Source organism: Oryzobacter terrae (assembly GCF_042756445.1).
GTDB classification, from domain to species: Bacteria; Actinomycetota; Actinomycetes; order Actinomycetales; family Dermatophilaceae; genus Oryzobacter; species Oryzobacter terrae.
The window spans coordinates 2,701,024-2,726,758 of the sequence record NZ_CP170578.1 but is presented as its reverse complement, the minus strand read 5'-3'; the positions used below and the strand labels follow the sequence as shown (position 1 = coordinate 2,726,758).

Genomic DNA, 25,735 nt, shown 5'->3' with positions numbered 1-25,735 from the left:
GAGGCGTGGACACGGCCGGGGCGCCGGTAGGGTCCGACGCATGGTGCTCCTCGGACTCATCCTCATCCTCGTCGCGGTCGCGGCCGGCGTGCTGCTGTTCGCCGGCACCGCGCAGCTCACCGACACGGTCGACATCTCGATCCTCGGCGGCACCCTCAGCCTGCCGCCGCTGACGCTCCTCGTCACCGGCATGGTGGTCATCTCGCTGTTCTGGCTCGGCTGGGCCCTGATGCGCAGCGGCCTGCGCCGCGGCAAGCGCAAGCGCGTGGAGGCCAAGGAGGCCGCCGCCACCGCCGAGGCGCGCAGGGTCGAGGAGGAGCGCCGCGTCAAGGAGCAGATGGCCGCCCGCGAGCGCGAGCTCGAGGAGGAGCGCCGTCGCCGCGAGGAGGAGACCGCTGCGCTGCGCCAGCAGGTGCAGGCCCAGGGCGGAGCGGGCGACGCGGCGACCCGCGCGGACGGCACCCACGCCACCACCGGCGGACCCGGCAGCACCGGCAGCACCGGCCGCGCCGGGGACCCGCCGATCGCCCCGAGCGGCTCGACCCCGCCGCCGCCCCCGCCGACCGGCCACTGACCGGCCGCTCGCTCTCGGGGTCGGTCCCCCTGCCGCGGCGTCGACCACTCCGGCCCTCGCGGTGGCGACGGCATCGCGCCACCCGAGGCGCTGAACGACGGGCTGGAGCGACACCGACACGGTGACCCTCACCGAGCCGTCGAGCCCGGGCCGGCAGCCCGTGAGCCGGGCGCCGTTGCCGGCCGCGACCTCTGCCGCGCCCGGGCAGTCGACCGGCCCGCCTTCGACGAGCGGCCCGGCACCGGCGAGCGCGGCGAGGTCCGCCGCCGCCCGGGCCCGGTGGACGTCGCGGACGACGCTGGCGACGACCAGCGCCGCGACGAGCACGACGACGGTGGCCGCGACGGCTCCCGCCGTGAGCACGGTCGCGCTCCCGCGCTGATCGGACGCGCCTCGCCGGACCCCCGGACGCGTCACCACCCGGCCCCCCTGCGCGTCGGGACGGCCGTCCCCGGCGTCACGGTTCGGCCTTTCCCGGCATCACGGCGCCACCTCGAGCCGCGCCGTCGCCGTGGCGCGAGGAGCACCCAGACCCAGGGCTCCCAACAGGGTCGGCACCGGCCCGACGACCTCGACGGTCACCCGCGCACCCACGACGGACACCGTGACGACGGCGCCCGGAGGGCCCGCGCGCCGCGCCTCCTCGACCGCCCGGGCCTCGGGGTCGCCGCGCGCGACGAGGCGGGCGGCGCTGCGGGCGGCGTCGACGCAGCGCACCTGGTCCACGCCGAGGTCGAGCGCGGCCAAGGATGCCGCGAGCACGAGGACGAGGGCGGGGAGGGCCACCGCGAGCTCCGCGGTGGCCGTCCCCACCTCCCGCCGTCGCGCCCTCGTCACGACCCGGCGCCGAGCGCGCTGACGATGACCTTCGACAGCGCGGACTTGACCGGACCCGACCGCACGATCGCCAGCAGGAGCGCGGCGAAGGCGACGGCGGCCATCGTCCCCACCGCGTACTCGGCCGTCGTCATGCCGCTCTCCCCGAGCGCGCGGACCCTGGCCGCGACCCGCCGACATCCCCGGACGACTCTCGTGGTCATGGTGAACTCCCCTCTCCCGGTGCGGCCTTCGCACCGCCTCGGTCCACTCTCGGTGGTCGGCGACCTCGGTGGCGGCGCGGGCTGGAAGCTGTGGACACAGCTCCCGGGCCGGTCGGCCTGTGGACGACCGAGCACGGTCACCGCAGGACCGACCCCACGAGCTGGAGGACCACCGGGGCCACCGTCGTCGCGACGAAACCGGGCAGGAAGCACAGGCCCAGCGGCAGCACGAGGAGGACGCCGGACCGGTGCAGAGCCGTCTCGAGGCGTCGTCCCTCCTCCTCGCGCATCCGCGCCGCGGCCGCGGCGAGGAGGCCGGCCGGCGCCGCTCCGGCGTCGTGGGCGGCGTGCCACGCGACCGCCGCGGCGGCCCAGCCCGGGCCGACGTGCTCCCACGCCCGGTCGGCGGGCTCACCCCAGCGGTGTGCGGCCGCGACGACGGCGAGCTCCTGACCCGCCGGGCCCTCGACCACGCGGGCGACCTCCTCGAGCGCCTCGACCGCCCCGCTGCCGCTCCGGAGCGTGGCCGCGACGAGGACGAGTGCCGCCGCCGCGTCGTCGACGGTGGCCGGCCCTGCTGCTGCCGACGACCCGTGGGCCCGTGGCCCGGGCACGGGAGCCCGTCGCCGAGGAGCCAAGAGGACCGCCGCCACGGCGAGCAGGACCGCGACCGCACTCACTCCCTCGTCCGTCCCGCTCCGTCTCCGGACGGGCGCACCCCGTCGACCTCGGGGGCACCGGTCGTCCCGGGCCGGGTTGCGCGAGAGAGCACCGACCGCGCCCAACACCAGCCCCCGGCCGTGAGGACGAGCCCGCCGACGGCCACGGTCCGCGCCGGTCCGGAGCCATAGAGGCGTTCGGGTCCGAACCCGACGAGCGCCCCACCGACCGGCCCGACGAGGGGAAGTGTCGTGAGGAGCCACATCGACGCGCGGGGACCCGCCACGGCCACGGCAGCGCGCTGGCGGGCCGCACGTCGCTCCCTCACCGCCCCGGCCGCGGCTGCGGTGACCTCGGCGGCCGGGGCACCCGCTTCCTCGGCCAGTCGCCAGGCGGCCACGAGGACGTCGAGGTCGCGCCGGACGGCCGGTCCGGTGCCCGGTGGCGGGTCGAGGCACGCCGAGATCGGCGCGCCGGTGGGGTGTGCCTGCTCCAGCCGGTCGACCAGCCACGGCGCGCAGCGCACCACCCCGGGCGACCGCGCCGCCGCGAGGGCTGCCGCCGCGAGGTCGAGACCGGCCTCGAGCCCGACGGCGACCACCTCGGCGAGGTCGGCCACCCACCGCCCGTCGTCGCCGGGGACGCCCCGGTGACCGCCCGACGCCGCCCGCGACCGCCGCCACCACGTCCGGGCCCCGCCCGGGACGGGGTCTCCGACCGACCCGCCCGCGCCGCTCGAACCGTGCGGCGCATCGGTCCGGCCGGTCCGACCGGCCCGTCCCGTCGAGCGGCCGTGGCCCCCGCCGTCGCCCGGCCACGCAAGGACGGCGAGGACCGCGAGCAGGGCAGCGACCGCTGTCACGCCGTCAGGGGACACGTCCGGCTCCCTCGTGCAGCGAAGGAGCCAGCGCGAGGAGGCGGGGCCATCCGGGACCGCGGACCTCCCCGGTCCCGACGACGGACAGGGCCGTCTCGACGCGGACGACGCCGGCCTCCTTCGGATCGGGGACGACGACGCCCACCGCCGACACCCGTCGGACGCCGTCGGCCCGGGAGACGTGGACGACGGCGTGCAGGGCCCGCCGGAGCTGGGCGTGCACCGCCCGGCGCGGCATCCCCGCGAGCGCGGCGAGCGCCTCGATGCGCGCGGGGACCTCGTCGGGTCCGTTGGCGTGCAGGGTGCTCATCCCACCCTCGTGTCCGGTGTTGAGTGCCGCGAGGAGCTCGCGGACCTCGGCGCCGCGGACCTCCCCGACGACGAGCCGGTCGGGTCGCATCCGCAGCGACTGGCGGACGAGGTCGACGAGCGTCACCGCTCCGCGCCCCTCGACGTTCGGCGAGCGGCCCTGGAGCCGGATGACGTGGGGGTGGTCGGGCGCCAGCTCGCGGACGTCCTCGACGACGACGACGCGGTCGGCGGCGGGGCACTCGGCGACGAGCGCCGCGAGCACGGTCGTCTTCCCCGCCCCGGTGCCGCCGGTGACGACCAGCGAGGCCCGCGCGGCGACGAGGGCCCGGAGGACCGCCGCGACCGCGGGCGACGCGGCTCCGAGCCCGACGAGGCCGGACACGCCGCTCGGCCGGAACCGGGCGACCCGCAGGGACAGGTGCGGCCCACCGTCGGCGAGCGGCGGGAGCACGGCGTGCAGGCGGACGCCACCGGGGAGCACGCCGTCGACCCACGGCTGGGCGTCGTCGAGCCGCCGGCCGGCGAGGCCCGCCAGTCGCACGGCGAGAGGGCGCAGCTCGCTCGGCGCGACGTCGCCGACGCGCTCGACGCCCCCACCTCGGTCGGCCCACACGGTCCCGTCCCCGTTGACGAGGACGTCGGTGACGGTCGCGTCGCGCACGAGGCCGGCGAGCGGCCCGAGGCCGACGAGCCGCTCGGAGAGGAGGTCACGCGCCGAGGCGAAGCGCGCCTCGCCGAGGTCGCCCGCCTCCTCGCGCGCCACGCTCGCGATCGCCGCGGCCGAGGGCGGGAGACCGGCCCGGATGGCGGCCGCGACGACGGTGCTCGGACCGTGCGCGCTCACGTGGCCCCCACCGGCGACCGACGCCCACGACGGCCCCGGCCGGGTCCGGCACGCCGACCGTCCGTCGCGTCGAGGCCCCCGACACCGGTGCTCCCGACGACGCCGACCCCGCCGAGGGCCGCGACGACCTCGTCGGCGCAGCGCCGCATCGCGTCACGGGACACCCCGGGGAACAGGCCCCGCTCGGCGTCGCGAGCGACCCCCTCGTCGTCACGCAGGTGGTGGAGGTGTCGCACGCCGAGGTGGGCGGCGACGTCATCGAGGACGTCGGTCGCCGCGCGGCCCCCTCTCGTCACGAGGAACAGGTCCGGGTCGCGCGTCGCGGTGTCGGGGACGGCCGCGAGGAGCCGTTCGACGGCGGCCTCGGCGTCGGCCACGCCACGGGTGCGCAGCGCGACGAGCAGGGCGACCACGGGTGCCCGCCCCACGACCTCGGGCACGAGCGGGCTCGCGACGGGAAGGTCGAGGACGCACGGCACGCCACCGTCGTCCAGGGACGCCAGGACCTCGACCACGGCCTCGACCGCCACCCCACCGCCGACCCCCGACGCCCCGCCGCCGACCCCCGCCACCCCACCGCCGACCCCCGCCACCCCACCGCCGACCCCCGACGCCCCGCCGCCGGCTCCCGGCGCCCCGGACAGGACGTGGCAGCCGCCCTCCCCCGGCAGGGTCCCCACGAGCCGCCGGGCCGGCACCCTGCCCCGGACCTCGCGCAGGTCGGACCACCGGCGTCCCGGCAGGTGCTCGACCCCCGCCGTGACCTCGAGACCGCCCGAGCACTGCGCGAGATCGGCGACGACGACCGGCGGACCGGCGCGTGCGGCGAGGCGGCGTCCGACGGCGAGCGCGAGGGTGCTCGCCCCCAGACCTCCGGAGGCGCCGACGACCGCGACGAGGGGTGATGGGCTCATGCCACGAGCCTGCGACGGCTGGACCCCGAGGACCACCGCCGGCCCCGGCCTGTGGAGGAGGCACGCGCGGCACCCACCCTGTGGACGACGGGGGTGGACGCTGCAGACCTGGCGGGCGCACCGCGGGGCGTCACCGCGGACCGGACCAGTGACGGACGACGCCAGCCGGAAGGCGAACCGGGCCCGGACGTGGGACGGCCCCGGTCGGGGGGACAACCGGGGCCGTCGGCGAGCCGAGCTCCGGGGGGGAGAAGCCGGTCCGCCGTTCGCTCAACCCCGAAGGGGAGCGAGTGGATTCATCGTGCTCCATGGGGGCCCTTCCGCGCAAGCCCCGCACCACACCTGCGTGATTCGTTCTCAGGAGCCCTTCAGGACGAAGGAATCCGTAGGTTTCGACGACAATGTTTAACGCTTGATCATCGGCGGCTCACAGAAACCTCCGTGATGCCGGGGCGTCGCGGCGGTCCACGAGCGGCCCGTGCGGCTCGAGGTGACGCCTCCGGCGACCACCCCCGGACCGGGGGGCGCCACGACTCCCGACCACCTCGCGTGGAGGACCGGACCACCGGACCAGCACAGGACCACCGCCGGACCGAACGCGCGACCCCCCAGCGACGGCGAGGCACACGACGACGCCTCCATCCGGGTGCCGGGTGGAGGCGTCGTCCCGCCGCGGACCTCACGGGCGACCAGGCGTGCTCCATGCCGTCGTCGTGGTGGGTCGAGCCCACCACGATCGGTCCATCAGTGGACTGCCCTCGCGTGGGTACCCGTTCGTTTCGCGGTAGTACGGATGCGTCGGTCCGAGGACCTCTGCACCTCCTGTTGTACTCCCGCCCCGGGGCGGCGGCAAGCGCTAGGAGAGACGACCGGCCGACACCGCGTCGGCGATGCGCGTCCCCTCGTCGGCGGCAGCGCGAACCGCGGTGCAGCAGTGCGAGATCCACAGCCCGACGCCGGCCACGTCCCCACGCCCGTAGGCGGCCAGGGCGCCGAGGTAGGCCGCCCCGCCCCCGGCACCGTGACCGTGCTCGGTCACGGCGACACCGGTGGGGTCGAGGCCGCCGACCCGCACGAGGGCGCGGTCGAGCGCACGGGCGACCACCGCGTTGCCCCGGACGAACGGCCGCACCGTCGCGAGCTCGGCGTGGACCACGGCCGCGGCCACGACGACCGGTAGCCGCGGGGTCGCGAGCAGGACCTCGACGACCCCGCGGAGCCTGGCCGCGACCTGCGCGCCGTCGGGGGCCGGGCCGAGGTCGGCGAGCTCGGCCGACTCCTCGCCCGGCTGGCGCGGCCGCCCGAGCGCCCCGGCGTCGAGGAGCCCCGAGGCCGCGGCGGTGTGCAACCGGGCGAGCGCCTGGAGGGGGGCCGTGAGGACGACCGGCGCGACGTGCTCCGTCTCCGCCGTGGCCGCGACCACCCCGCGCATCGTCAGCTCGACCGGGTCGGGGCGGGGCGACCACGTCGAGGCGCCGCGGACGATGTCGCGCACGACGTCGACGGGCAGCGACGCTCCCTCGAGCTCACCGCTCGCCGCGGCGCCGCGCACACGCGACTCGGCGGCGGCCTCCGGGATGCGGCGCCGCAGCGCGTGGTGCCAGCGGAGGGCGGTGCACGCCTCGCGCGCGGCGTCGACCTGCTCGGGGATGCCGGGCAGGTCCGCGAGGCGGGCGACGGCCTCGACGGCAGGGCTCACACCGCCACCGCTCACACCGCCACCGCGCACACCGCCACCGCGAACGCCGCCTCCGCTCACGCCACCACCGGGCGCGCCTCCCCTGGAGGACGAGGGGCCGCCGGGACTGGTCACGACCGCGAGCCTAGCCAGCGGGCGGGCGGTTCTCCGCGGCGCCGTCGTCGGACGGGAAGCGGACCGAGGCGAGCTGCCGGGAGCGGGCCACGAGCCGGCCGGAGGCGTCCCACACGCAGGCGTCCTCGACGACGAGGTCACCGACGACCGTGTCGGTCGTCAGCTCGACCGCCAGCCACCCGGCCGACGGCGTCCCGAGCACCTGCCCGGTGAGCTCCAGGGTCGGCGCCCACCCGGGCACGCCGAGGTCGAAGGACACCGGCATGAGGGCGTCGACGGCGTAGGGCAGCATCGCGACGTCCGGCTCGCGCCCGTCGGCCATCCGCAACCACGCCCTGATGACGCCGCGCCGGGTCGGTCGGCCGACCGCGAACCCCGCGGTCGCGGGATCGACCCGCACGTCGAGGCGGTCGAGCATGACGATGCCCTGCGCGACGGGCGAGGCGTCGCGCCGGGCCGGAAGGCACTCGTCGGGTGGCGGCATCGACGGCGGAGCCGGGGCGCGCCGCACCGGCTCGGTGCGGCCCACGTCGCCGAAGGTCCCGACGAACCGGACCCGCTCCACCGCAGCGGAACCGGCATCCTGGAGGACCCGCACCGACACCGTCGACACGCTCCGGCCGAGGCGCAGCGGCTCGACGTGGACCTCCACCGGACCGACGACGGCCGCCGAGAGGAAGTGGCTGCCCCACGTCAGCGGCGCCGCGTGCCCAGCCCCGTCGAGCACCTCCGACGCGGCGTGGGCGGCGAGCGCCATGAGCAGGCCGCCGTTGACGGCGTGCCCGATGAGCCAGCCCTCCGTCAGGGCGCCGCGACCGACGACGACGGCCCCGACCGCCGGTGGAGCGGGCCGGTCTCCGCCCTCCCACGTGAGCGCCAGGGCGTCGTCGAGCTCGGTCACGGGTCCTCCTCGTCGCGGGGTACGGCGTCAGCCCGACCCTAGGGTGACCCCATGACGGGAAGCATCCACTGGCCGACGGCGGTCCTCGTCGCGGGCACGATGCTCCTGCTCTGGCTGGGGGTCCTCCTCCTGCGCCGCAGCCGCCGACGGGGCTTCCTCTCCGCGGTCGACCGGGCCACGTACAACACGCTGCACACGGCGTCGCTCGCGAGCCAGCACCTCGGCGAGGGCCTGACGCCCGAGGCCGCCGAGCGCGCGGGCAAGCACCTCCTGTCGATCCTCGGGGCCCACGCGGTCTCGGTCTCCGACGCCGCCACGGTCCTGTCCTGGACGGGCATCGGAGAACACCACCGCTCGAGCGCCCACGCCCTCGGCGAGGACACCCGCGTCTCCGGCCGCACCGTCGTCCACGGCTCCGACGTCGTCACGTGCAGCCGCCCCGACTGCCCCCTGCGCAGCGCGGTCACCGCACCGCTCGTCATGGACGACCTCGTCGTCGGCACGCTCACCGCGTGGACCGAGCACCCCTCTCCCGGCCTCGCGAGGGCCACCGAGGAGGTCGCCGCGTGGGTCGCGAGCCAGCTCGCCCTCGCCGAGCTCGCGCGCACCCGCACCCGCGTCATGGAGGCCGAGCTGCGCGCCCTGCGGGCCCAGATCAGCCCCCACTTCATCTACAACAGCCTCGCCGCGATCGCCTCGTTCGTGCGCACCGACCCCGACCGGGCCCGCGAGCTGCTCATCGACTTCGCCGACTTCACCCGCTACGCGCTGCGCAGCGGGGGCCCCTTCACGACCCTCGCCGAGGAGCTGCGCAACGTCGAGCGCTACCTCGTCCTCGAGCAGGCCCGCTTCGGCGAGCGGCTGCAGATCTCGCTGCTCATCGCCCCCGAGGTGCTGCCGGTCACGCTCCCCTACCTGGCCGTGCAGCCGTTGGTGGAGAACGCGGTCCGCCACGGCCTGGCCGCGAAGGAGGGCGTCGGGCACCTCACCATCACCGCCAGCGACCTCGGGTCCGGCGCCGAGATCAGCATCGAGGACGACGGGGTCGGCACCGACCCGGACCGGGTGCGCCAGATCCTCGACGGCGCCCACGCCAGCGACTCCGTGGGCCTCGGGAACGTCGACGCCCGACTGCGCCAGGTCTACGGCGACGACTTCGGCCTCGTCGTCGAGACCGCCGTCGGGGCCGGGACGCGGGTGACCTTCCGGGTGCCGAAGTTCGCGCCGGGCATCCACGCCGGGTCCTGACGACGGGTCGTAGGCTGCCGTCCATGTCCACCACCGCCGTGGGACTCACCGCGCTCGTCGTCGACGACGAGATGCCGGCGCTGTCCGACCTGGACTACCTCCTCGGTCGCGACGAGCGCATCGGCGAGGTCATCACCGCGTCGTCGGGCACCGAGGCGCTCCAGGTGCTCGACTCGCGCGACGTCGACGTCGTCTTCAGCGACATCTCGATGCCGGGGCTCGACGGCATGGCCCTGGCCCGGGTCATCGCGCGCTTCTCGGTCCGCCCGCAGATCGTCTTCGTCACGGCCCACGACGAGCACGCGGTCGACGCCTTCGCCCTCGCCGCCACCGACTACGTGATGAAGCCCGTGCGGGCAGAGCGCCTCGGCGAGGCCATCCGCCGGGTGGTCGCCGCTCGCGACGAACGCCGTTCCGGCAGCGACGAACCGGCGCCGGCAGCCACGATCGAGGACGAGACGATCCCCGTCGAGCTCGGGGGCGTCACGCGGTTCATCACCCGCAGCCAGGTCCGCTACGCCCAGGCCCACGGCGACTACGCGCGCCTGCACACCGACCGTGGCTCGCACCTCGTGCGGGTGCCGCTGAGCGTCCTCGAGGAACGATGGGGCGAGTTCGGCTTCGTCCGCATCCACCGCAGCACCCTCGTCGCGCTGCCGCACGTCGTCGAGGTCCGGATGGACCACGGTCGCTGCGCGGTCCGGGTCGGCGACGTCGAGCTCCAGGTGAGCCGCCGCCACACCAAGGAGCTGCGCGACACGCTCCTGCGCCGCCCCATCGGCGACCGCCGCCCGACCGGCGCCTGAGCGTGACGACCCCCTCGGGCAGCCCGCCGCCCCGGGTCCGCGTCACGAGCTCGCGCAAGGGTGCGGCGACGATGCGCTCGCGACCGGTGGCCCGCGAGCTCGACGAGCAGACCGGGCTCGGCGACGTCTACCTCGCCGGCCTGATGCGCGCCCAGCTGCGGCTGTCCGTCGCCGTCCTCGCGCTGATGGTCGTCGGGCTCACCGCGCTGCCCGTCGTCCTCGCCCTCGTCCCGGCGACGCGGACGCTGACGATCGCCGGACTGCCCTTCCCGTGGCTCGTCCTGGGCGTCCTCGTCTACCCCACCGCGTGGTTCCTCGCGTGGTGGTACACCCGGCAGGCCGAACGGATCGAGCAGGACTTCGCCGAGGTCGTCGAGTCGTCGTGAGCCACCCGCTGTCGCTTCTCGCCGTCGTCCTCGTCTGCCTCACGACCCTCGCCGTCGGCGGGCTGGGGCTGCGGCTGTCCCGGCGCACGAGCGACTTCTACGTCGCCGGCCGCACCGTCTCGCCCCGCCTCAACGCGAGCGCGATCGGCGGCGAGTACCTCTCGGCCGCAAGCTTCCTCGGCGTCGCGGGGCTCATCTACGACCAGGGCATCGACATGCTCTGGCTGCCGGTGGGCTACACGCTCGGCTACCTCGTCCTCCTCGTCATGGTCGCGGCGCCGATGCGGCGGTCCGGCGCCTACACCCTGCCCGACTTCGCCGAGGCGCGCCTCGGGTCGCGCGCCATCCGGCTCGTGTCGTGCGTCCTCGTCATCGGGATCGGCTGGCTGTACCTCGTCCCGCAGTTCCAGGGCGCGAGCATCACCCTGACCCTCGTGACGGGCGCCCCGGGATGGGTGGGGGGCCTCATCGTGATGGTCGTCATCGCCCTCGCCGTCGGGGCCGGGGGGATGCGCTCGATCACCTTCGTCCAGGCCGTCCAGTACTGGATCAAGCTGACGGCGCTCGCCGTGCCGGCCTTCGTCCTCCTCGCGCTGTGGTTCCGCTCGGGCGGCCCTGTACCGCAGGTGGACCCGACGTGGAGCATCCCGCTGGCCCCCAACGGCCCCGACGACCACCCCGCCTACCGGACCGCCTCCACGGTGCTGGCCCTCTGCCTCGGGACGATGGGGCTGCCGCACGTCCTCGTCCGCTACTACACCAACCCCGACGGCACGGGCGCGCGCCGCACCACCGTCACCGTCATCGCGCTGCTCGGGGTGTTCTACCTGCTCCCGCCCGTGTACGGCGCCCTCGGCCGGGTGGCCTTCCCCGAGCTGCCACCCGGGATCGGCTCCGACACGATCGTCCTCCGGCTGCCCGGGACGCTCGTCGACGGCCTCGCCGGACAGCTGTTGACGGCGATGCTCGCGGGGGGCGCCTTCGCCGCGTTCCTCTCCACGGCGTCGGGGCTCGCGATGTCGGTGACCGGCGTCATCGACCAGGAGCTCCTCCGCCCGCGGCTGTCCCGCTTCGCGGGCGGCGACGTCCCCGGCGTCCGCGGCTTCCGGGTCGCCGCCGTCCTCGCGGTCGCGCTCCCCTACGGGCTGAGCCGGCTCACCGAGCCGCTCGGCCTCGCGACGACCGTCGGCCTCGCGTTCGCCGTGGCCGCCGCCACCTTCGCGCCCGTCATCATGCTCGGGGTCTGGTGGCGCCGGCTGTCGACGAAGGGCGCCATGGCCGGGCTGCTCGTCGGGGCGACCAGCGCGGGTGGCGCCATCGTCGCGACGATGGTGCTCGGCGACCTCGGCGGCTGGACCGGCGCCCTCCTCGCGAACCCCGCCCTGTGGGCGACCCCGCTCGCCATCGCGACGTCCGTCATCGTGTCCCTCGCGACGCCGGGCAGCGTCCCCGCCGGCACGACCCGCACGATGGTGCGCCTGCACACCCCGGAGCGGGTCGCCCTCGCCCGGTCGCGGGTCCGCGACTGACGGCAGGAAGCCGGACCAGGGCCCGGGATCGGGCGGGCGTCAGCCGACCGCGTCGCGGGCGGCGACGAAGGCGTCGACGCAGCGCCGGACGTCGTCCTCGGAGTGCGCCGCCGAGAGCTGCACCCGGATGCGCGCCTTCCCCCGCGGGACGACCGGGAAGGAGAACGCGATGACGTACACGCCGTTGCCGAGCATGTGGTCGGCGATCTGGGCCGCCCGGCGGGCGCCGTCGTCCCCGGGGAACATCACCGGCGTGATGGGGTGCGACCCCGGCAGGAGCTCGAAGCCGGCGGCCTCCATCAGCTCGCGGAAGAGGGAGGCGTTGCGGCGCAACGTCTCCCGCGCCTCGCTCGACCCGGAGACGAGCTCGAGCGCCTTGAGCGAGCCGGCCACGACCGCGGGCGCCACCGAGTTGGAGAACAGGTACGGGCGCGAGCGCTGGCGGAGGAGCTCGACGACCTCACGGTGGCTCGAGACGTAGCCCCCTGACGCGCCGCCGAGCGCCTTGCCGAGGGTGCCGGTGATGATGTCGACGCGGTCGAGGACGCCGTAGAGCTCCGGGGTGCCGCGCCCTCCGTCACCGACGAAGCCCACCGCGTGGCTGTCGTCGACGAGCACCATCGCCTCGAACTCGTCGGCGAGGTCGCAGATCTCGTCGAGCGGAGCGTAGGAGCCGTCCATCGAGAAGACGCCGTCGGTGACGACGCACACGCGCCGGGCACCCGCGGCCCGGGCCGCCTCCAGCTGGGTGCGCAGGTCGCGCATGTCGGCGTTCCGGTACCGGTACCGGGCGGCCTTGGACAGGCGGATCCCGTCGATGATCGACGCGTGGTTGAGCTCGTCGGAGACGATCGCGTCCTCGGCGCCGAAGAGCACCTCGAAGACACCGCCGTTCGCGTCGAAGCACGAGCTGTAGAGGATCGTCGCCTCGGCCTCGAGGAACTGCGAGAGACGCTCCTCGAGGAGGGTGTGCTGGGTCTGGGTGCCGCAGATGAAGCGGACCGAGGCCATCCCGAAGCCCCACTCGTCGAGGGCCGCCTTGCTCGCGCCGACGACGTCGGGGTGGTCGGCGAAGCCCAGGTAGTTGTTGGCGCAGAAGTTCAGCGCCTCGCCCCCCGTCGTCGCGACGTGCGAGGACTGCGCCGTCGTCAGCTCGCGCTCGCGCTTGTACAGGCCCGCCTCCTCGATCTCGGCCAGGGTGGCTGCCAGCTGGTCCTTCACCGCGCCGTACACGGGTCCTCCTCGGGGTCGGGGGTTCGTCGGGGGTCGCCGACCGACCAGCCTAGGCCCGTCGCGCGGGGACACCACGTCGCACAGCCGGCCCTCGTCCGTGAGCGGGTGTGACGGGCGGCCGAACGGGTAGGTGGGTGCGGATGGGGACCACGACCGACACCACAGCGACCACCGGTTCGACCGACACCTCCGGCGCCGCGACGGCCGACGTGCCCTCGCACGCCTGGTCCTTCGCACGGTGGGGCGACTCCGGGCTCGCTGCCGCCGCCGGGGAGGTGGCCGGGGACGTCGACGGGTCGGTCGACCTCGCGCGCTCCCTCGGCGACCTGGCCCCTGACGTCGGCCGCGACACCTGGCGCGTGTTCTCGGCCCTCGCGACGCTCGGGGCCGTCGACCTCACGACCGCGCGCACCGTGGAGCCGCACTGGGACGCGCTCGCCATCCTCGACCAGGCGGCTCACCCCGTCCCCGAGGGCGGGAGCTGGGGTGTCTGGGCGGCCGCGCCCCCCGGCACGACCCTGGCCGGCGCCCCGGCGGGCTCCGCCGGTCCGGCGGGCTCCACCGGTCCGGCCGACGGGAACGCCCGCGGTGACTGGGTCCTCTCCGGCACCAAGCCGTGGTGCTCGCTGGCCGACCACCTCTCCCACGCCCTCGTCACGGCCTCGGTCGCCGACGGACCGCCTCGGCTGTTCGCCGTCGCCCTGCGCGACGGCGGCGTGTCGGTCGACCCCACCGCGTGGGCCCCCCGCGGCCTGCGGGACGTCACGACGAGCACGGTCACCTTCGTCGACGTCCCCGCCACACCGGTCGGCGAGCCGGGCTGGTACCTCGAGCGCCCCGGGTTCGCCTGGGGTGGCATCGGGGTGGCGGCCGTGTGGTTCGGGGGCGCCGCGGCCGTCGCCGGCCGCCTGTGGAGCACGGCCCGGACCCGGCGGCCCGACCAGATCGCCCTGCTCCACCTCGGGGCCTGCGAGGCCGTCCTCGACGGCGCGCTCGTGGCCCTGCGCCACGCCGCCACCGCCATCGACGAGGGCCGCGCCGACGGCGAGGAGGGCCGGCTGCTCGCCGCCCGGGTGCGGGCCCAGGTGGCCGCGGCCGCCGAGGAGGTGCTGGCCCGGGTCGGGCACGCGCTCGGCCCCGGCCCCCTCGCCCTCGACCCCGAGCACGCCGGGCGGGTCGCCGACCTGACCCTCTACCTCCGCCAGCACCACGCGGAGCGCGACCTCGCCGCCCTCGGCGCCCTCGTCGCCCCTCCCCTCGAGGCGTCCCCCTCCCGCGACGGGGCGGCGACGTGACGACGGAGGCCCCGTCGTTCCACCACACCGACACCGGCACGAGCGAGGCCACCTGGCTCGGCTCCGACCGGTGGGACGGTGTCGGGGTCCTCGACCTCGACGCCGTGCTCCGGCGCTTCACCGAGGTGCTCGTCGTCGCGGCGCACCCCGACGACGAGACCCTCGGTGTCGGAGGGCTGCTCGCCGACCTCTCCGACGCCGGCGCCTCCCTCCACGTGCTCGTCGCGACCGACGGCGAGCGGTCCCACCCGGTCGCCGACGACGCCGCCCGCGCCGCCCTGGCCGCTCGCCGTCGGGACGAGGTCGAGGGGGCCCTGCGCCTGCTCGCCCCCGGCGCCCGGGTCACCCACCTCGGCCTCCCCGACACCCGGCTCGACCGCGCCGGCACCGGCCTGCGGGATGCCGTGGCCCAGGCCTGCGGGCCGCAGACGCTCGTCATCGCCCCGTGGGTGGCCGACGGCCACGCCGACCACGACGCCCTCGGCCGGGCCGCCGCCGCGGCGGCCGCGTCGAGCGGCGCCGCCGCGGCGCACTACCCGATCTGGCTCTGGCACTGGAGCACCCCCGACGACCTGCCCTGGCAGCTGCTCGTCGCGGTGGAGCCCTCGCGGGAGGCCCTGCAACGGAAGCGGTCCGCGCTCGAGGAGTTCCGGACCCAGACGACGCCCCGTGGAGGACCCGAGGCCGGCGACGCCACCGGCGCGGGGGCCGCGGTCCTCGGCGGGCCGGTCCTCGAGCGGGCCCACCGGCTGCTCGAGGTCCTGCTCGACCCGGCCGGCGTCCTCCCCGTCCTCTCCGAGGCCGCCCGGTCCGACCGACCTCTCGGCCGCACCGCGACCCTCGACGCCATGTACGACCGCGGCGACGACCCGTGGCAGCTCGAGGGCTCGTTCTACGAGGACCGGCGGCGGGCGCTCGTCCTCGGCGTCCTGGGTCACCGGCAGCTGGGGCGGGTCCTCGAGGTGGGCTGCGCCGACGGACGGCTCACGGCCGAGCTCCTGCGGCGCGCTGACGCCGTCGTCGCCCTCGACACCAGTCCTCGCGCCGTGCGAGCGGCCCGAACCCGGGCGCCCTCCGCCGAGGTCCACGAGGGCACCGCGCCCCACGACCTGCCGGCCGGCCCCTTCGACCTCGTCGTCCTGTCGGAGGTCGGCTACTTCCTCACCCCGCTCGAGCTCCTCGCCACGCTGCGGCGGTGCGCGGCGGCGCTGGCTCCCGGGGGTGAGCTCCTGCTCTGCCACTGGCAGCACCCCACGACCGACGTCCCGCTCGACGGCCGCCTCGTCCACGACCAGGCCGCCTCGCAGCTGGGCCTGCACCGCCGGGCGAGCTACGCCGACGAGGACCTGCGCATCGAGGTCTGGGGCGACGGCCCCTCGCTCGCCCTCCGGGAGGGCCGCGGATGACCGCCGGCATCACGCACGTCGTCGTCGCCGTCCCCGCCCGCGACGAGGAGGCGCTGCTCCCGGCGTCCCTGCGCGCGCTCTCGGCGGCCGTCGCCGTCCTCGAGGCGGCCCGTCCCGACGTCCGCGTCGCCGTCGCCGTCGCCCTCGACGGGTGCACGGACGGGTCGGCCCGCGTCGCGGCGGAGGCCGGCGTCGCCGTCACGACGCTCGCCGGCGACGGGGTGGGCGCGGCGAGGGACGCCGCGGTCGCGCGCGGGCTCGAGGTGCTCGGCGCTCCGGAGGAGTCGACGACCTGGCTCGCCTGCACCGACGCCGACACCGTCGTCCCCCCGCGGTGGCTCCTGCGACAGGTGCGCTGGGCCGACCAGGGTCTCGACCTCGTCGTCGGCACCGCCGAGCCCGTCGGCGTGGACCGGCCCGAGATGCTGGCCGCGTGGCACGCCCGCCACCAGCTCGTCGAGGGGCACGAGCACGTCCACGGCGCCAACCTCGGTGTGCGAGCGAGCCGTTGGCGCGAGGTCGGTGGCTTCGGGCCGCTGCGTCTCGGCGAGGACGTCCGCCTCGTCGAGCGCGTCCGCGCGGTGAGCGAGCAGTGGGTGGCCACCGACACGACCCGGGTGCTGACGTCCGGCCGCTCCCGCAGCCGGGTCGGCGCCGGGTTCGCCGGCTACCTCAGCGACCTCGGGACCGGCACCGGCTGACGCACCGGGCCACCACGCGCGTCAGCTCCAGTCGAGGACGACCTTGCCACCCGTGCCCGACCGGGTCTCGGCGAACGCGGCCGGCCACTCCTCGGCCGGGTAGCGGCCCGTGACCACCGAGGAGACCGCGCGCCGCAGCTCGGGCGACGTGGCGAGCATCGAGCCCATGAGGTACCAGGTCTCGAACATCTCGCGGCCGTAGATGCCCTTGAGCGTGATCATGTGCGTGATGACGCGGCCCCAGTCGATGGCGTAGCGGTCCTTGGGCAGCCCGAGCAGGGCCACCCGGCCCCCGTGGTTCATGTTGGCGAGGAGGTCCTCGACGGCCGCGGGCGACCCGGACATCTCGAGCGCGATGTCGAACCCCTCGACCATGCCGAGCTCGGCCTGGGCGGCCCGCAGCGACCCACCCGCCCCGACGTTGACCACGAGGTCGGCGCCGGCGGCCTGCGCGAGGGCCAGGCGGTCGTCGCTCATGTCGGTGACGCAGATCCGCCGGGCCCCGGCGTGTCGGACGACGGCTGTCGCCATGACGCCGATCGGGCCGGCGCCCGTGACGAGGACGTCCTCGCCGACGACGGGCCACTGGAGCGCGGTGTGCGTGGCGTTGCCGAGGGGGTCGAACAGGGCGCCGAGGTCGGGGTCGAGGTCGGCGGGCTGCACCCAGGCGTTCGTCGCCGGGATGACGACGTAGTCGGCGAAGGCACCGTCGCGGTTGACCCCGACGCCGATGGTGTTGATGCACAGGTGGCGCCGCCCGGCGCGGCAGTTGCGGCACGTCCCGCACACGAGGTGCCCCTCGCCCGACACCCGGTCGCCGACCGCCACGTGGTCGACGTCGGCGCCCACCTCGACGACCTCGCCGAAGAACTCGTGACCGAGGGTCATCGGCGCCTGCACCGTCGCGGCGGCCCACTCGTCCCACTGCTCGAGGTGGAGGTCGGTGCCGCACAGGCCCGCTCGCAGCACGCGGATCTTGACGTCCTTGTCACCGCACTCGGGCTCGGGGACGTCGACGAGCTCGAGACCGGGACCTGCCGTGACCTTCCGGAGTGCGCGCACGCGCCCATCATGCCGCGACTCCCCCGCGACCGCGCCGCCTGCCGTTCGTCGCGCGAGGCGGACCGTTCGCCGCAGCGTGACCCACCGCACATCGCCCGCCCGACCCGTCCGGCGCGGTGCGCGCACGGCGGCGTTCCCAGCCACCGACCCACCCAGCACGCTGGGCCACGACCCGGGCCGCACGGCCCCGGACCCGACCCTGGAGGTGACCGTGAGCAACGACGCTCGCACGCAGCAAGAGGACGCGTACCTCGCCCTGCAGACCACTCCGGAGTTCCAGGAGCTGCGCCGCAAGTTCCGCGGGTTCGTCTTCCCGACGACCGCGTTCTTCCTCGCCTGGTACTTCCTCTACGTCCTGCTCTCGATGTTCGCCCCCGGGTTCATGGGGACCCGCGTGGCCGGCAACATCACCGTCGGCCTGCTCTTCGGCCTCGGCCAGTTCGTCACGACGTTCGCCATCACGTTCATCTACGCGCGGTGGGCGAACCGCGAGTTCGACCCCCTCGCCGACCGTCTCGGCGCCCGGCTCGACGAGCGCAAGGAGCACTGACCATGGCCCTCCTCCCCGCGGCCGACGCCGCCACCACGGTCGGCAGCCCGGCCCTCAACATCGCCATCTTCGCGGCGTTCGTCGTCGTCACCCTCGTCATCGTCATCCGCGTCGCGTCCGGCAAGAAGACCGCCGGCGAGTACTACACCGGGGGCGGCGCGTTCTCCGGCCGCCAGAACGGCATCGCCATCGCGGGCGACTACCTCTCGGCGGCGTCCTTCCTCGGCATCGCCGGCGCCATCGCCCTCCAGGGCTACGACGGTTTCCTCTACTCCATCGGGTTCCTCGTCGCCTGGCTCGTCGCGCTCCTCCTCGTCGCCGAGCTGCTGCGCAACACCGGCCGCTTCACCATGGCCGACGTGCTGTCGTACCGCCTCAAGCAGCGCCCGGTCCGCATCGCGACGGCCATCTCGGTCATCTGCGTCTCGTTCTTCTACCTCCTCGCGCAGATGGCGGGTGCGGGCGGCCTCGTGTCCCTGCTCCTCGGCGTCAGCGGCGAGCTCGCCCAGGACCTCGTCATCGCCGTCGTCGGCGCCGTGATGATCGCCTACGTCCTCATCGGCGGGATGAAGGGCACGACCTGGGTGCAGATCATCAAGGCCGTCCTCCTCATCGCGGGCACGTTCGTCATCACGATCTGGGTCCTCGGCAAGTACGGCTTCAACCTCTCGGCGCTGCTCCAGGGCGCGGCCGACCGGTCGCCCACCGCGGGTGAGAAGCTCTTCGAGCCCGGCCTGAAATACGGCAAGACGCTCACGACGAAGATCGACTTCATCTCGCTGTCGATGGCGCTCGTCCTCGGCACCGCCGGCCTGCCGCACGTCCTCCAGCGGTTCTACACCGTCCCGACGAGCAAGCAGGCGCGCAAGTCGGTGGAGTGGGCCATCTGGCTCATCGGCGGGTTCTACCTGCTCACCCTCGTCGTCGGCTACGGCGCCGCGGCGCTCGTCGGCCCCGACACCATCAACGCCGCTCCCGGCAAGGCCAACGCGGCCGCACCGCTGCTCGCCTACGAGCTCGGTGGCTCGGTGCTCCTCGGCATCATCTCGGGGATCGCCTTCGCGACGATCCTCGCGGTCGTCGCGGGCCTGACGATCACGACGTCGGCGACCTTCGCCCACGACCTCTACAAGGAGGTCTTCAAGCGGGGCGTCACCACGGAGGGCAGCGAGGTCCGGGTCGCCCGGATCGCGGCCATCGTCATCGGCATCGTCGCCATCCTCGGCGGCATCCTCGCCAAGAGCCAGAACATCGCGTTCCTCGTGGCCCTGGCCTTCGCCGTCGCGGCAAGCGCCAACCTGCCGACGATCCTCTACTCGCTGTTCTGGAAGGGCTTCAACACCCGTGGCGCCCTGTGGTCGATCTACGGCGGCCTCGTCAGCGCGATCGGCCTGATCGTCTTCAGCCCCGTCGTCTCCGGCAAGCCCCCGCTCGTCGAGGGCGGTCCCAGCCAGTCGATGATCACCAACACGGCGATCGACTTCCACTGGTTCCCGCTCGACAACCCCGGCCTGGTGTCCATCCCGCTCGCGTTCTTCCTCGGCTGGCTCGGCTCGGTCACGAGCAAGGAGCACAACGCGATGAAGTACGCCGAGATGGAGGTCCGCAGCCTCACCGGTCACGGGGTCGGCAAGGCGGTCGACCACTGACCGCCTGACCCGGGAGGCGTCCGGCGCCTCCCACCACGAGCCAGCGGCCGCGAGGAGTTCACCCCCTCGCGGCCGCTGTTCGTCGTCCGGGGCCGTCAGGCCCAGCCGCCGAGGCCGACCACCTTGCCGTCGATGACGTCGGCGACGAAGGCCGCGAATCGCGGGCACGCGGTGATGTCGTGGGCCCGGCACCGTAGCGCGTGCTCGGTCATCTCCCGCGAGCGCTCGATGGACTCCGCCCGGGACGCCAGGTCGCGCAGGTGCGCCTCCAGCACCTCGTGCCGGTTCGCCGAGCCCCCGTCGAGGAGGACGCCCACCTGCTCGAGCGTCATCCCCGCCGCCTTGCTGCGCAGGATGACGGCGACGCGGGTGAGGTCGTCGGGGCCGTAGCGGCGGTAGCCGGAGGCGTCACGGGCGGGCTCGAGCAGGCCCTCGTCCTCCCAGTGCCGAAGCACGTGCGTCGGGAGGTCGAAGCGTCGGGCGAGCTCACCGACGGTCCACTGCTGCTGGGCACTTGCCTTCATGTCGACCTGAAGGTACACCGTGGTGGCCATGACCATCACACCGACCCCGGGAGGACCCATGGGCACCGAGACGAAGACCCCTCACGACACCGACGTCGCCGTCATCGGCGGCGGCCCGGCCGGCCTCCAGGCCGCGCTGACGATCGGCCGCGTGCACCGCCGGGCGACCCTCTTCGACGACGGGCGCTACCGCAACGCCACGGTGGCCCACATGCACAACGTCGTCACGCACGACGGGACCCCTCCGGCATCGTTCCGCGCCGCCGGCCGGGCCGAGCTCGCGGCGTACGGCACCGTCGAGGTCCGCGAGGAGCGCGTCGAGCGGGTCGAGGCCCGGGAGGGCGGCGGCTTCTCGCTGACGACGGCCTCGGGGCTGCTGACGGCGGGCGCGGTCGTCCTCGCCACCGGGCTGCGCGACGAGCTGCCGGACGTCGCCGGGCTCGGCGACCTGTGGGGCGACCTCGTCGCGGCGTGCCCGTTCTGCCACGGCCACGAGGCGGCGGGCCAGCGGGTCGGCATCCTCGGCGCCGCGGCGGCCCCGCACCTGTCGCGGATCCTGCGACCCGTGGCGGGGACGATCGTCGTCCTGCCGCACGAGGAGGACGCCCTCGACGGGCTGTCCGACGAGGTCGCGGTGGTGGCGGGTCGCGTCGTGGCGGCCCGGCGCGAGGGCGACGAGGTCGTCCTCACCCTGGACGGAGGTCACGAGGAGCGCGTGGCGGCCCTGTTCGTGGCGCCCCGGTTCAGCCAGTCGGCCCCGTTCGCCGAGCAGCTCGGGCTCGAGCTCAACGCGTCGGGCTGCATCCGGGTCGACGAGCTGGGGCGCACGAGCCTGCCGGGGGTCAGCGCCGGCGGGGACCTCGCGCACACCGCGGCCCTGCCCATGCCGATGGTCTCGGTCGTCCAGGCGATGGCCGGCGGTCAGCTCGCCGCCTCGGGCGCCCTCATGGGCCTCCTCGCCGACTGACACCGAACCTCCGGGCGGCCGCGTCACCCGGCAAATGTCCCCCCACCTCCGCCGTGTCACCCGATATCGGGTGACATTCGTGAGGTTCGGTGGCATTCGCCGACATGGGCGGCCGGGCCGGGTATCAGGCGCGGCGTCCCGGGGCTCCTCCCTGCACCACTGACGCAGGGAGCCAGCCATGTCATCGTCCGCCACCACCCGCCCCACCCACCGCGCCGTCCGGGCCCTGTCGGCGCTCGCGGTGTCGGCCGCCCTCGTCGGCGCGCCCGCGGCCCTCGGCACGGCGAGCGCCCAGGCCGCGACGTGCAGCACGCCCTGGGGCTCGACGGCCAGGACGTCCACCCCGATGACGACCGGCCGGGTCACCGGCGTCCGGGCCGGGCGGCACGCCTGCTACGACCGGCTCGTCCTCGACATGACCGGCCGTGCCCCCGGCTGGGACGTGCGCTACGTCGGCACCGTCTACGCCGACGGCTCCGGCCTCCCGGTGCCCGTCGCCGGTGGCGCCCGCCTCTCCGTCATGGCTCGCAAGGGAGCGACGAGCGTGCCCTCGATGCCGTCCGTCACCGGCTTCTCGACCTTCCGCCAGGTCCGCTGGGCGGGCTCCTTCGAGGGCCAGACGACCCTCGCCCTCGGCGTGCGGGCCCGCCTGCCCTTCCGCGTCTCGTCCACCTACGACGCCACGACCAACCGCAGCCGCGTCGTCATCGACGTCGCGCACCGGTGGTGACCCGGACCCGACCGACATGACACCGGGTCCCGACGTCGTCGTCGGGGCCCGGTGCCGTGGGGTGGGTCGGGGTCAGGCGTGCGCTGAGGCCTCGGCCCGCAGCCGCAGCGCGAGGTCGTCGTCGACGGTCTCGAAGAAGTGGCCGACGACGCCCTCGAGGTGGTCCAGGCTCTCGGCCCGGAACAGGACCGGCTGGTACGCCGTGATGTCGTAGTTGAGCGTGCCCATCGCGTGGAGGTCGAGCGGCCGGATGTCCATGTGGCCGAACTCGTCCATCTCGCCGTAGCTCGAGAGGATGCCGGCGCCGTACGCCTTGGTCTCGCCGTCCTCGGCGATGACGCCGAACTCGATGGAGAACCAGAAGACGTCGGCGACGAACTGCATCGCCTCGTCGCTCTCGAGCCGCCGGCTGGCCTCGCCCGCGGCGCGGGTGATGGCCGCGAAGCGCGGGCTCGCGAGCTGGTTCCCGTGGCCGATGACCTCGTGGATGATGTCGGGCTCGGGCGTGTAGAGCGGCTGGCTCGGGTGGCGCAGGTACTGCGTGGAGTTGAAGGTCGACGCCCCGAGGTCGGCGTAGAACTCGCGGAGCGGGACCAGCCCGGGGGCCGCACGGTAGGACCATCCGGTGAGCGGCTCGAGCTGCGCGGTGACCTGGGCGAGCTGCGGCACGTGGTCGGTCGGCAGGCGCAGGGCGTCCTTGGCCGCGAGGAACTCGCTGTGCGCGTACTTGTCGTGCTTGGGCGCGAGCTCGGCCGAGACGAGTCGCCAGATGGCGTGCTCCTCGTCGGTGTACTCGATGGTGGGCACCGGCTCGCCCGGCCGGTGGGCCAGGGCCGCGGCGGCGATCTCGCCCCGACGGGCGCGGTACGCGGCATCGGTGAATCCGGGGTGGTTCTCCCCCAGGTGCACCTGGACCTGTCCGTCGGCGTCGGTCGTCACGGCCGAGTAGAGCTGTCCTTCCTCGAACACCGCGCTCACCTCCTCGTGAGTGGTCGTTGGCCTCGTGAGCCCGGACCCCCACGGAACCACGAAACCGGTCAGGATGGAACCAATGCCCGACACCCTGGGCAACGAGCGCACAGTTTCGCGCCTCCCAGCGGCGAATCGCTGGTCAACCTGTCCGATGCGAAGGAGGCACCGGCGTGCGCGCGGTCGCGCCCGACGGCCGGGCGACGGACGGGCGACGGACGGTCCCCGCCGCCCGCTGGGCGCGCCGCACGCCCGCCCACCGTCCGCGAGCGCGACCACGGTTGATCCGGCCCCCGTGGAAGGGTTGGCTGGTCCCCAGTCACTCAACGAGGAGGATCACCGCCGTGACCGACGACAGCCTGTCCAGCCACGCGCACGAGATGGACTTCGCCCCCACTCCGGAGTTCGCCGAGCAGGCCAACGGCACCGCGGACCTGTACGACCGCGCCGCCGAGGACCACGAGGGGTTCTGGGCCGAGCAGGCCCGCAGCCGCGTCACGTGGGCCAAGGACTTCGAGCGCACCCTCGACTGGGACGACGCCCCCTTCGCCAAGTGGTTCGTCGGCGGGGAGCTCAACGTCGCGTACAACTGCGTCGACCGCCACGTCGAGGCCGGCAACGGCGAGCGCGTCGCCATCCACTTCGAGGGCGAGGGCGGCGACACCCGCACGATCACCTACGCCGACCTCCAGCGTGAGGTCTCGAAGGCGGCCAACGCGCTCACCGAGCTCGGGGTGGGCAAGGGCGACACCGTCGCCGTCTACATGCCGATGATCCCCGAGACGGTGTTCACCATGCTCGCGTGCGCGCGCCTCGGCGCCCCGCACTCCGTCATCTTCGGCGGCTTCTCGGCCGAGGCACTGCACACCCGCATCGACGACGCCCAGTGCAAGCTCGTCGTCACGACCGACGGCCAGTTCCGCCGCGGCAAGCCCGCGCCCCTCAAGCCCGCCGTCGACGAGGCCCTCGTCCGGGACAACCCGGTCGAGCACGTCCTCGTCGTCAAGCGCACCGACACCGAGGTCGACTGGGTCGAGGGCCGCGACGTGTGGTGGCACGACGTCGTCGACCGGCAGAGCGACACCCACGAGGCGCAGCCGCACGACAGCGAGCACCCGCTCTTCATCCTCTACACGAGCGGCACGACCGGGAAGCCGAAGGGCATCTTCCACACGAGCGGCGGCTACCTCACCCAGGCCGCGTACACGAACTCGGTCGTCCACGACGTGCACCCCGAATCCGACGTCTACTGGTGCACCGCCGACGTCGGCTGGGTCACCGGCCACAGCTACATCGTCTACGGGCCGCTCGCCAACGGCGCGACCCAGGTGATGTACGAGGGCACCCCCGACACCCCGCACCAGGGCCGCTGGTGGGAGCTCATCGAGAAGTACCAGGTGTCGGTGTTCTACACGGCGCCCACGGCGATCCGGACGTTCATGAAGTGGGGTGCCGACATCCCCGGGAAGTTCGACCTGTCGTCGGTGCGCGTCCTCGGGTCGGTCGGCGAACCGATCAACCCCGAGGCATGGCTCTGGTACCGCAAGCACATCGGCGGCGACACCGCCCCGATCGTCGACACGTGGTGGCAGACCGAGACCGGCGCGATCATGATCAGCCCGCTGCCCGGCGTCACCACGCTCGAGCCCGGGTCGGCGCAGCGCCCGATCCCCGGCATCTCGGCCGAGATCCTCGACGACGAGGGCCAGCCGTTCACCGAGGCCGAGAAGGTCGGCTACCTCGTGCTCACCAAGCCGTGGCCGTCGATGCTGCGCGGCATCTGGGGCGACCCCGAGCGCTACAAGGAGACGTACTGGACCCGGTTCGGCCCGAAGTACTACTTCGCGGGTGACGGCGCGAAGTACGACGAGAAGGGCAACATCTGGCTGCTCGGACGGGTCGACGACGTCATGAACGTCTCGGGCCACCGGCTGTCCACCGCCGAGATCGAGTCGGCCCTCGTGTCGCACCCGTCGGTCGCCGAGGCCGCGGTCGTCGGGGCGTCGGACGAGACCACCGGCCAGGCCGTGTGCGCCTTCGTCATCCTGCGGGGCGACGCCACCGACGAGGGCGAGTCGACGATCCAGGAGCTGCGCAACCACGTGGCCAAGGAGATCGGCCCGATCGCCAAGCCGCGCCAGATCATGATCGTCCCCGAGCTGCCGAAGACGCGTTCGGGCAAGATCATGCGCCGCCTCCTCAAGGACGTCGCCGAGAACCGCGAGGTCGGCGACGTCACGACGCTGGCCGACTCCTCGGTCATGAACCTCATCTCGCAGGGCCTCAAGGGTGGTTCCGCCGACTGACTCCGGGCGGGAGAACGAGGGGTGTCGCGCAGCGTCGCGGCACCCCTCACCCGTCCCCGCGGGCGATCGAGGCGCTCGTCGGCACCGGGACGTCCGCGGCTGAGGCGGGCGCCATCCTCGGTCGAGGTGTTTCGCCGGTACGGGACGCCGCCCGATCACCTCCATCCGGAGGGGCGACGACGGGTTCGGGGGGAAACCCGACGACCACCAGGTCTCCTTCCGCTTGGACCGGCATTCGAGGTAGTCCGCTGGTACCGCAAGTCGCCCGACCACCTCGACCCATCCGGGAGCCCGGCGCATCCAGGCGGAGTCGAGGTGACGCGCTCGCACCGCAAGTCGCCCGACCACCTCGACCCATCCGGGAGCCCGGCGCATCCAGGCGGAGTCGAGGTGACGCGCTCGCACCGCAAGTCGCCCGACCACCTCGACCCATCCGGGA

25 protein-coding genes and 1 pseudogene are annotated in these 25,735 nt (G+C 74.7%); 13 read left to right on the top strand and 13 right to left on the bottom strand.

Annotated elements, in window-relative coordinates:
• The first annotated feature begins 40 nt into the window (after positions 1 to 40).
• Entirely contained in the window at positions 41 to 574 is a 534-nt protein-coding gene (locus ACFWN3_RS12950; protein ID WP_377640206.1) for a hypothetical protein, read from the top strand.
• 60 nt (positions 575 to 634) lie between these two features.
• Here the strand turns inward: ACFWN3_RS12950 and ACFWN3_RS12945 are convergent.
• From ACFWN3_RS12945 to ACFWN3_RS12905, 9 genes and pseudogenes are all read right to left on the bottom strand, one after another.
• Positions 635 to 991 (bottom strand): annotated as a pseudogene (locus ACFWN3_RS12945) (Rv3654c family TadE-like protein); the annotation flags it as partial.
• 63 nt (positions 992 to 1,054) lie between these two features.
• Positions 1,055 to 1,387, bottom strand: a complete 333-nt coding sequence (locus ACFWN3_RS12940) for a TadE family type IV pilus minor pilin (protein WP_377640204.1) — start codon at positions 1,385 to 1,387, stop codon at positions 1,055 to 1,057.
• A 20-nt stretch (positions 1,388 to 1,407) separates the two neighbouring features.
• Positions 1,408 to 1,614, bottom strand: a complete 207-nt coding sequence (locus tag ACFWN3_RS12935) for a DUF4244 domain-containing protein (protein WP_377640202.1) — start codon at positions 1,612 to 1,614, stop codon at positions 1,408 to 1,410.
• Between the two features lie 137 nt (positions 1,615 to 1,751).
• Complete coding sequence (locus tag ACFWN3_RS12930; protein WP_377640200.1) at positions 1,752 to 2,294, bottom strand: type II secretion system F family protein; 543 nt, start codon at positions 2,292 to 2,294, stop codon at positions 1,752 to 1,754.
• Positions 2,291 to 3,136, bottom strand: a complete 846-nt coding sequence (locus tag ACFWN3_RS12925) for a hypothetical protein (RefSeq protein WP_377640199.1) — start codon at positions 3,134 to 3,136, stop codon at positions 2,291 to 2,293. The genes ACFWN3_RS12930 and ACFWN3_RS12925 overlap by 4 nt, the downstream gene beginning before the upstream one ends.
• Before the next feature lie 4 nt (positions 3,137 to 3,140).
• Complete coding sequence (locus ACFWN3_RS12920; RefSeq protein ID WP_377640197.1) at positions 3,141 to 4,307, bottom strand: TadA family conjugal transfer-associated ATPase; 1,167 nt, start codon at positions 4,305 to 4,307, stop codon at positions 3,141 to 3,143.
• Positions 4,304 to 5,221 carry a hypothetical protein gene (locus ACFWN3_RS12915; protein ID WP_377640195.1) on the bottom strand — a complete coding sequence of 306 codons (918 nt, stop codon included), beginning with the start codon at positions 5,219 to 5,221 and terminating at the stop codon, positions 4,304 to 4,306. Before ACFWN3_RS12915 ends, ACFWN3_RS12920 begins: the two co-directional genes overlap by 4 nt.
• A gap of 856 nt (positions 5,222 to 6,077) precedes the next feature.
• Positions 6,078 to 6,920: a Fic family protein gene (locus ACFWN3_RS12910; RefSeq protein WP_377640194.1), complete on the bottom strand. Its 843-nt coding sequence runs from the start codon at positions 6,918 to 6,920 to the stop codon at positions 6,078 to 6,080.
• A 124-nt stretch (positions 6,921 to 7,044) separates the two neighbouring features.
• A complete protein-coding gene (locus tag ACFWN3_RS12905; protein WP_377640192.1) occupies positions 7,045 to 7,935 on the bottom strand; it encodes a thioesterase family protein in 891 nt (296 codons plus the stop codon).
• 51 nt (positions 7,936 to 7,986) lie between these two features.
• Here ACFWN3_RS12905 and ACFWN3_RS12900 point away from each other — a divergent pair, with 51 nt between their 5' ends.
• Genes ACFWN3_RS12900 through ACFWN3_RS12885 form a run of 4 tightly spaced genes read left to right on the top strand, consistent with a single transcriptional unit; the run spans position 7,987 to position 11,904 of the window.
• Positions 7,987 to 9,183, top strand: coding sequence for a sensor histidine kinase (locus tag ACFWN3_RS12900; RefSeq protein ID WP_377640190.1), 1,197 nt, complete (start codon positions 7,987 to 7,989; stop codon positions 9,181 to 9,183).
• 23 nt (positions 9,184 to 9,206) lie between these two features.
• The gene (locus ACFWN3_RS12895) at positions 9,207 to 9,989 is read left to right on the top strand and encodes a LytR/AlgR family response regulator transcription factor (RefSeq protein WP_377640188.1); all 783 of its coding nucleotides are present in this window, start codon (positions 9,207 to 9,209) and stop codon (positions 9,987 to 9,989) included.
• Between the two features lie 2 nt (positions 9,990 to 9,991).
• Entirely contained in the window at positions 9,992 to 10,375 is a 384-nt protein-coding gene (locus ACFWN3_RS12890; RefSeq protein ID WP_377640187.1) for a hypothetical protein, read from the top strand.
• The gene (locus tag ACFWN3_RS12885) at positions 10,372 to 11,904 is read left to right on the top strand and encodes a cation acetate symporter (RefSeq protein WP_377640186.1); all 1,533 of its coding nucleotides are present in this window, start codon (positions 10,372 to 10,374) and stop codon (positions 11,902 to 11,904) included. The genes ACFWN3_RS12890 and ACFWN3_RS12885 overlap by 4 nt, the downstream gene beginning before the upstream one ends.
• Before the next feature lie 39 nt (positions 11,905 to 11,943).
• Here the strand turns inward: ACFWN3_RS12885 and ACFWN3_RS12880 are convergent, their stop codons facing one another.
• Positions 11,944 to 13,137, bottom strand: coding sequence for a glycine C-acetyltransferase (locus tag ACFWN3_RS12880; protein WP_377640184.1), 1,194 nt, complete (start codon positions 13,135 to 13,137; stop codon positions 11,944 to 11,946).
• A 140-nt stretch (positions 13,138 to 13,277) separates the two neighbouring features.
• Between ACFWN3_RS12880 and ACFWN3_RS12875 the strand changes: the two genes are divergently transcribed.
• The 3 genes from ACFWN3_RS12875 to ACFWN3_RS12865 are packed head-to-tail and all read left to right on the top strand — an operon-like array spanning position 13,278 to position 16,539.
• Positions 13,278 to 14,432, top strand: coding sequence for an acyl-CoA dehydrogenase (locus ACFWN3_RS12875; protein ID WP_377640182.1), 1,155 nt, complete (start codon positions 13,278 to 13,280; stop codon positions 14,430 to 14,432).
• Complete coding sequence (locus ACFWN3_RS12870; protein WP_377640180.1) at positions 14,429 to 15,838, top strand: PIG-L family deacetylase; 1,410 nt, start codon at positions 14,429 to 14,431, stop codon at positions 15,836 to 15,838. Before ACFWN3_RS12875 ends, ACFWN3_RS12870 begins: the two co-directional genes overlap by 4 nt.
• Positions 15,835 to 16,539 carry a glycosyltransferase gene (locus tag ACFWN3_RS12865; protein WP_377640178.1) on the top strand — a complete coding sequence of 235 codons (705 nt, stop codon included), beginning with the start codon at positions 15,835 to 15,837 and terminating at the stop codon, positions 16,537 to 16,539. The genes ACFWN3_RS12870 and ACFWN3_RS12865 overlap by 4 nt, the downstream gene beginning before the upstream one ends.
• A 21-nt stretch (positions 16,540 to 16,560) precedes the next feature.
• Here ACFWN3_RS12865 and tdh read toward each other — a convergent pair whose 3' ends face one another.
• Positions 16,561 to 17,601 (bottom strand): L-threonine 3-dehydrogenase, encoded by a 1,041-nt coding sequence (tdh, locus tag ACFWN3_RS12860; RefSeq protein ID WP_377640176.1) that lies wholly within the window; start codon positions 17,599 to 17,601, stop codon positions 16,561 to 16,563.
• Positions 17,602 to 17,812: 211 nt separating this feature from the next.
• Between tdh and ACFWN3_RS12855 the strand changes: the two genes are divergently transcribed.
• Positions 17,813 to 18,151, top strand: a complete 339-nt coding sequence (locus tag ACFWN3_RS12855; RefSeq protein ID WP_377640174.1) for a DUF485 domain-containing protein — start codon at positions 17,813 to 17,815, stop codon at positions 18,149 to 18,151.
• Between the two features lie 2 nt (positions 18,152 to 18,153).
• Positions 18,154 to 19,800 carry a cation acetate symporter gene (locus ACFWN3_RS12850; RefSeq protein WP_377640172.1) on the top strand — a complete coding sequence of 549 codons (1,647 nt, stop codon included), beginning with the start codon at positions 18,154 to 18,156 and terminating at the stop codon, positions 19,798 to 19,800.
• A 95-nt stretch (positions 19,801 to 19,895) separates the two neighbouring features.
• Here the strand turns inward: ACFWN3_RS12850 and ACFWN3_RS12845 are convergent, their stop codons facing one another.
• Positions 19,896 to 20,354, bottom strand: coding sequence for a MerR family transcriptional regulator (locus ACFWN3_RS12845; RefSeq protein ID WP_377640171.1), 459 nt, complete (start codon positions 20,352 to 20,354; stop codon positions 19,896 to 19,898).
• Between ACFWN3_RS12845 and ACFWN3_RS12840 the strand changes: the two genes are divergently transcribed.
• Together ACFWN3_RS12840 and ACFWN3_RS12835 are read left to right on the top strand one after the other, a co-directional pair.
• The gene (locus ACFWN3_RS12840) at positions 20,353 to 21,291 is read left to right on the top strand and encodes an NAD(P)/FAD-dependent oxidoreductase (protein WP_377640169.1); all 939 of its coding nucleotides are present in this window, start codon (positions 20,353 to 20,355) and stop codon (positions 21,289 to 21,291) included. The genes ACFWN3_RS12845 and ACFWN3_RS12840 overlap by 2 nt on opposite strands.
• 178 nt (positions 21,292 to 21,469) lie before the next feature.
• A complete protein-coding gene (locus ACFWN3_RS12835; RefSeq protein WP_377640167.1) occupies positions 21,470 to 22,021 on the top strand; it encodes a hypothetical protein in 552 nt (183 codons plus the stop codon).
• Between the two features lie 72 nt (positions 22,022 to 22,093).
• Here ACFWN3_RS12835 and ACFWN3_RS12830 read toward each other — a convergent pair whose 3' ends face one another.
• Positions 22,094 to 22,990 (bottom strand): phenylalanine 4-monooxygenase, encoded by an 897-nt coding sequence (locus tag ACFWN3_RS12830; RefSeq protein WP_377640165.1) that lies wholly within the window; start codon positions 22,988 to 22,990, stop codon positions 22,094 to 22,096.
• A gap of 380 nt (positions 22,991 to 23,370) precedes the next feature.
• On the opposite strand from ACFWN3_RS12830, the gene acs reads away from it, so the two are divergent.
• Positions 23,371 to 25,296 carry an acetate--CoA ligase gene (acs, locus tag ACFWN3_RS12825; protein WP_377645597.1) on the top strand — a complete coding sequence of 642 codons (1,926 nt, stop codon included), beginning with the start codon at positions 23,371 to 23,373 and terminating at the stop codon, positions 25,294 to 25,296.
• Positions 25,297 to 25,735: the final 439 nt, after the last annotated feature.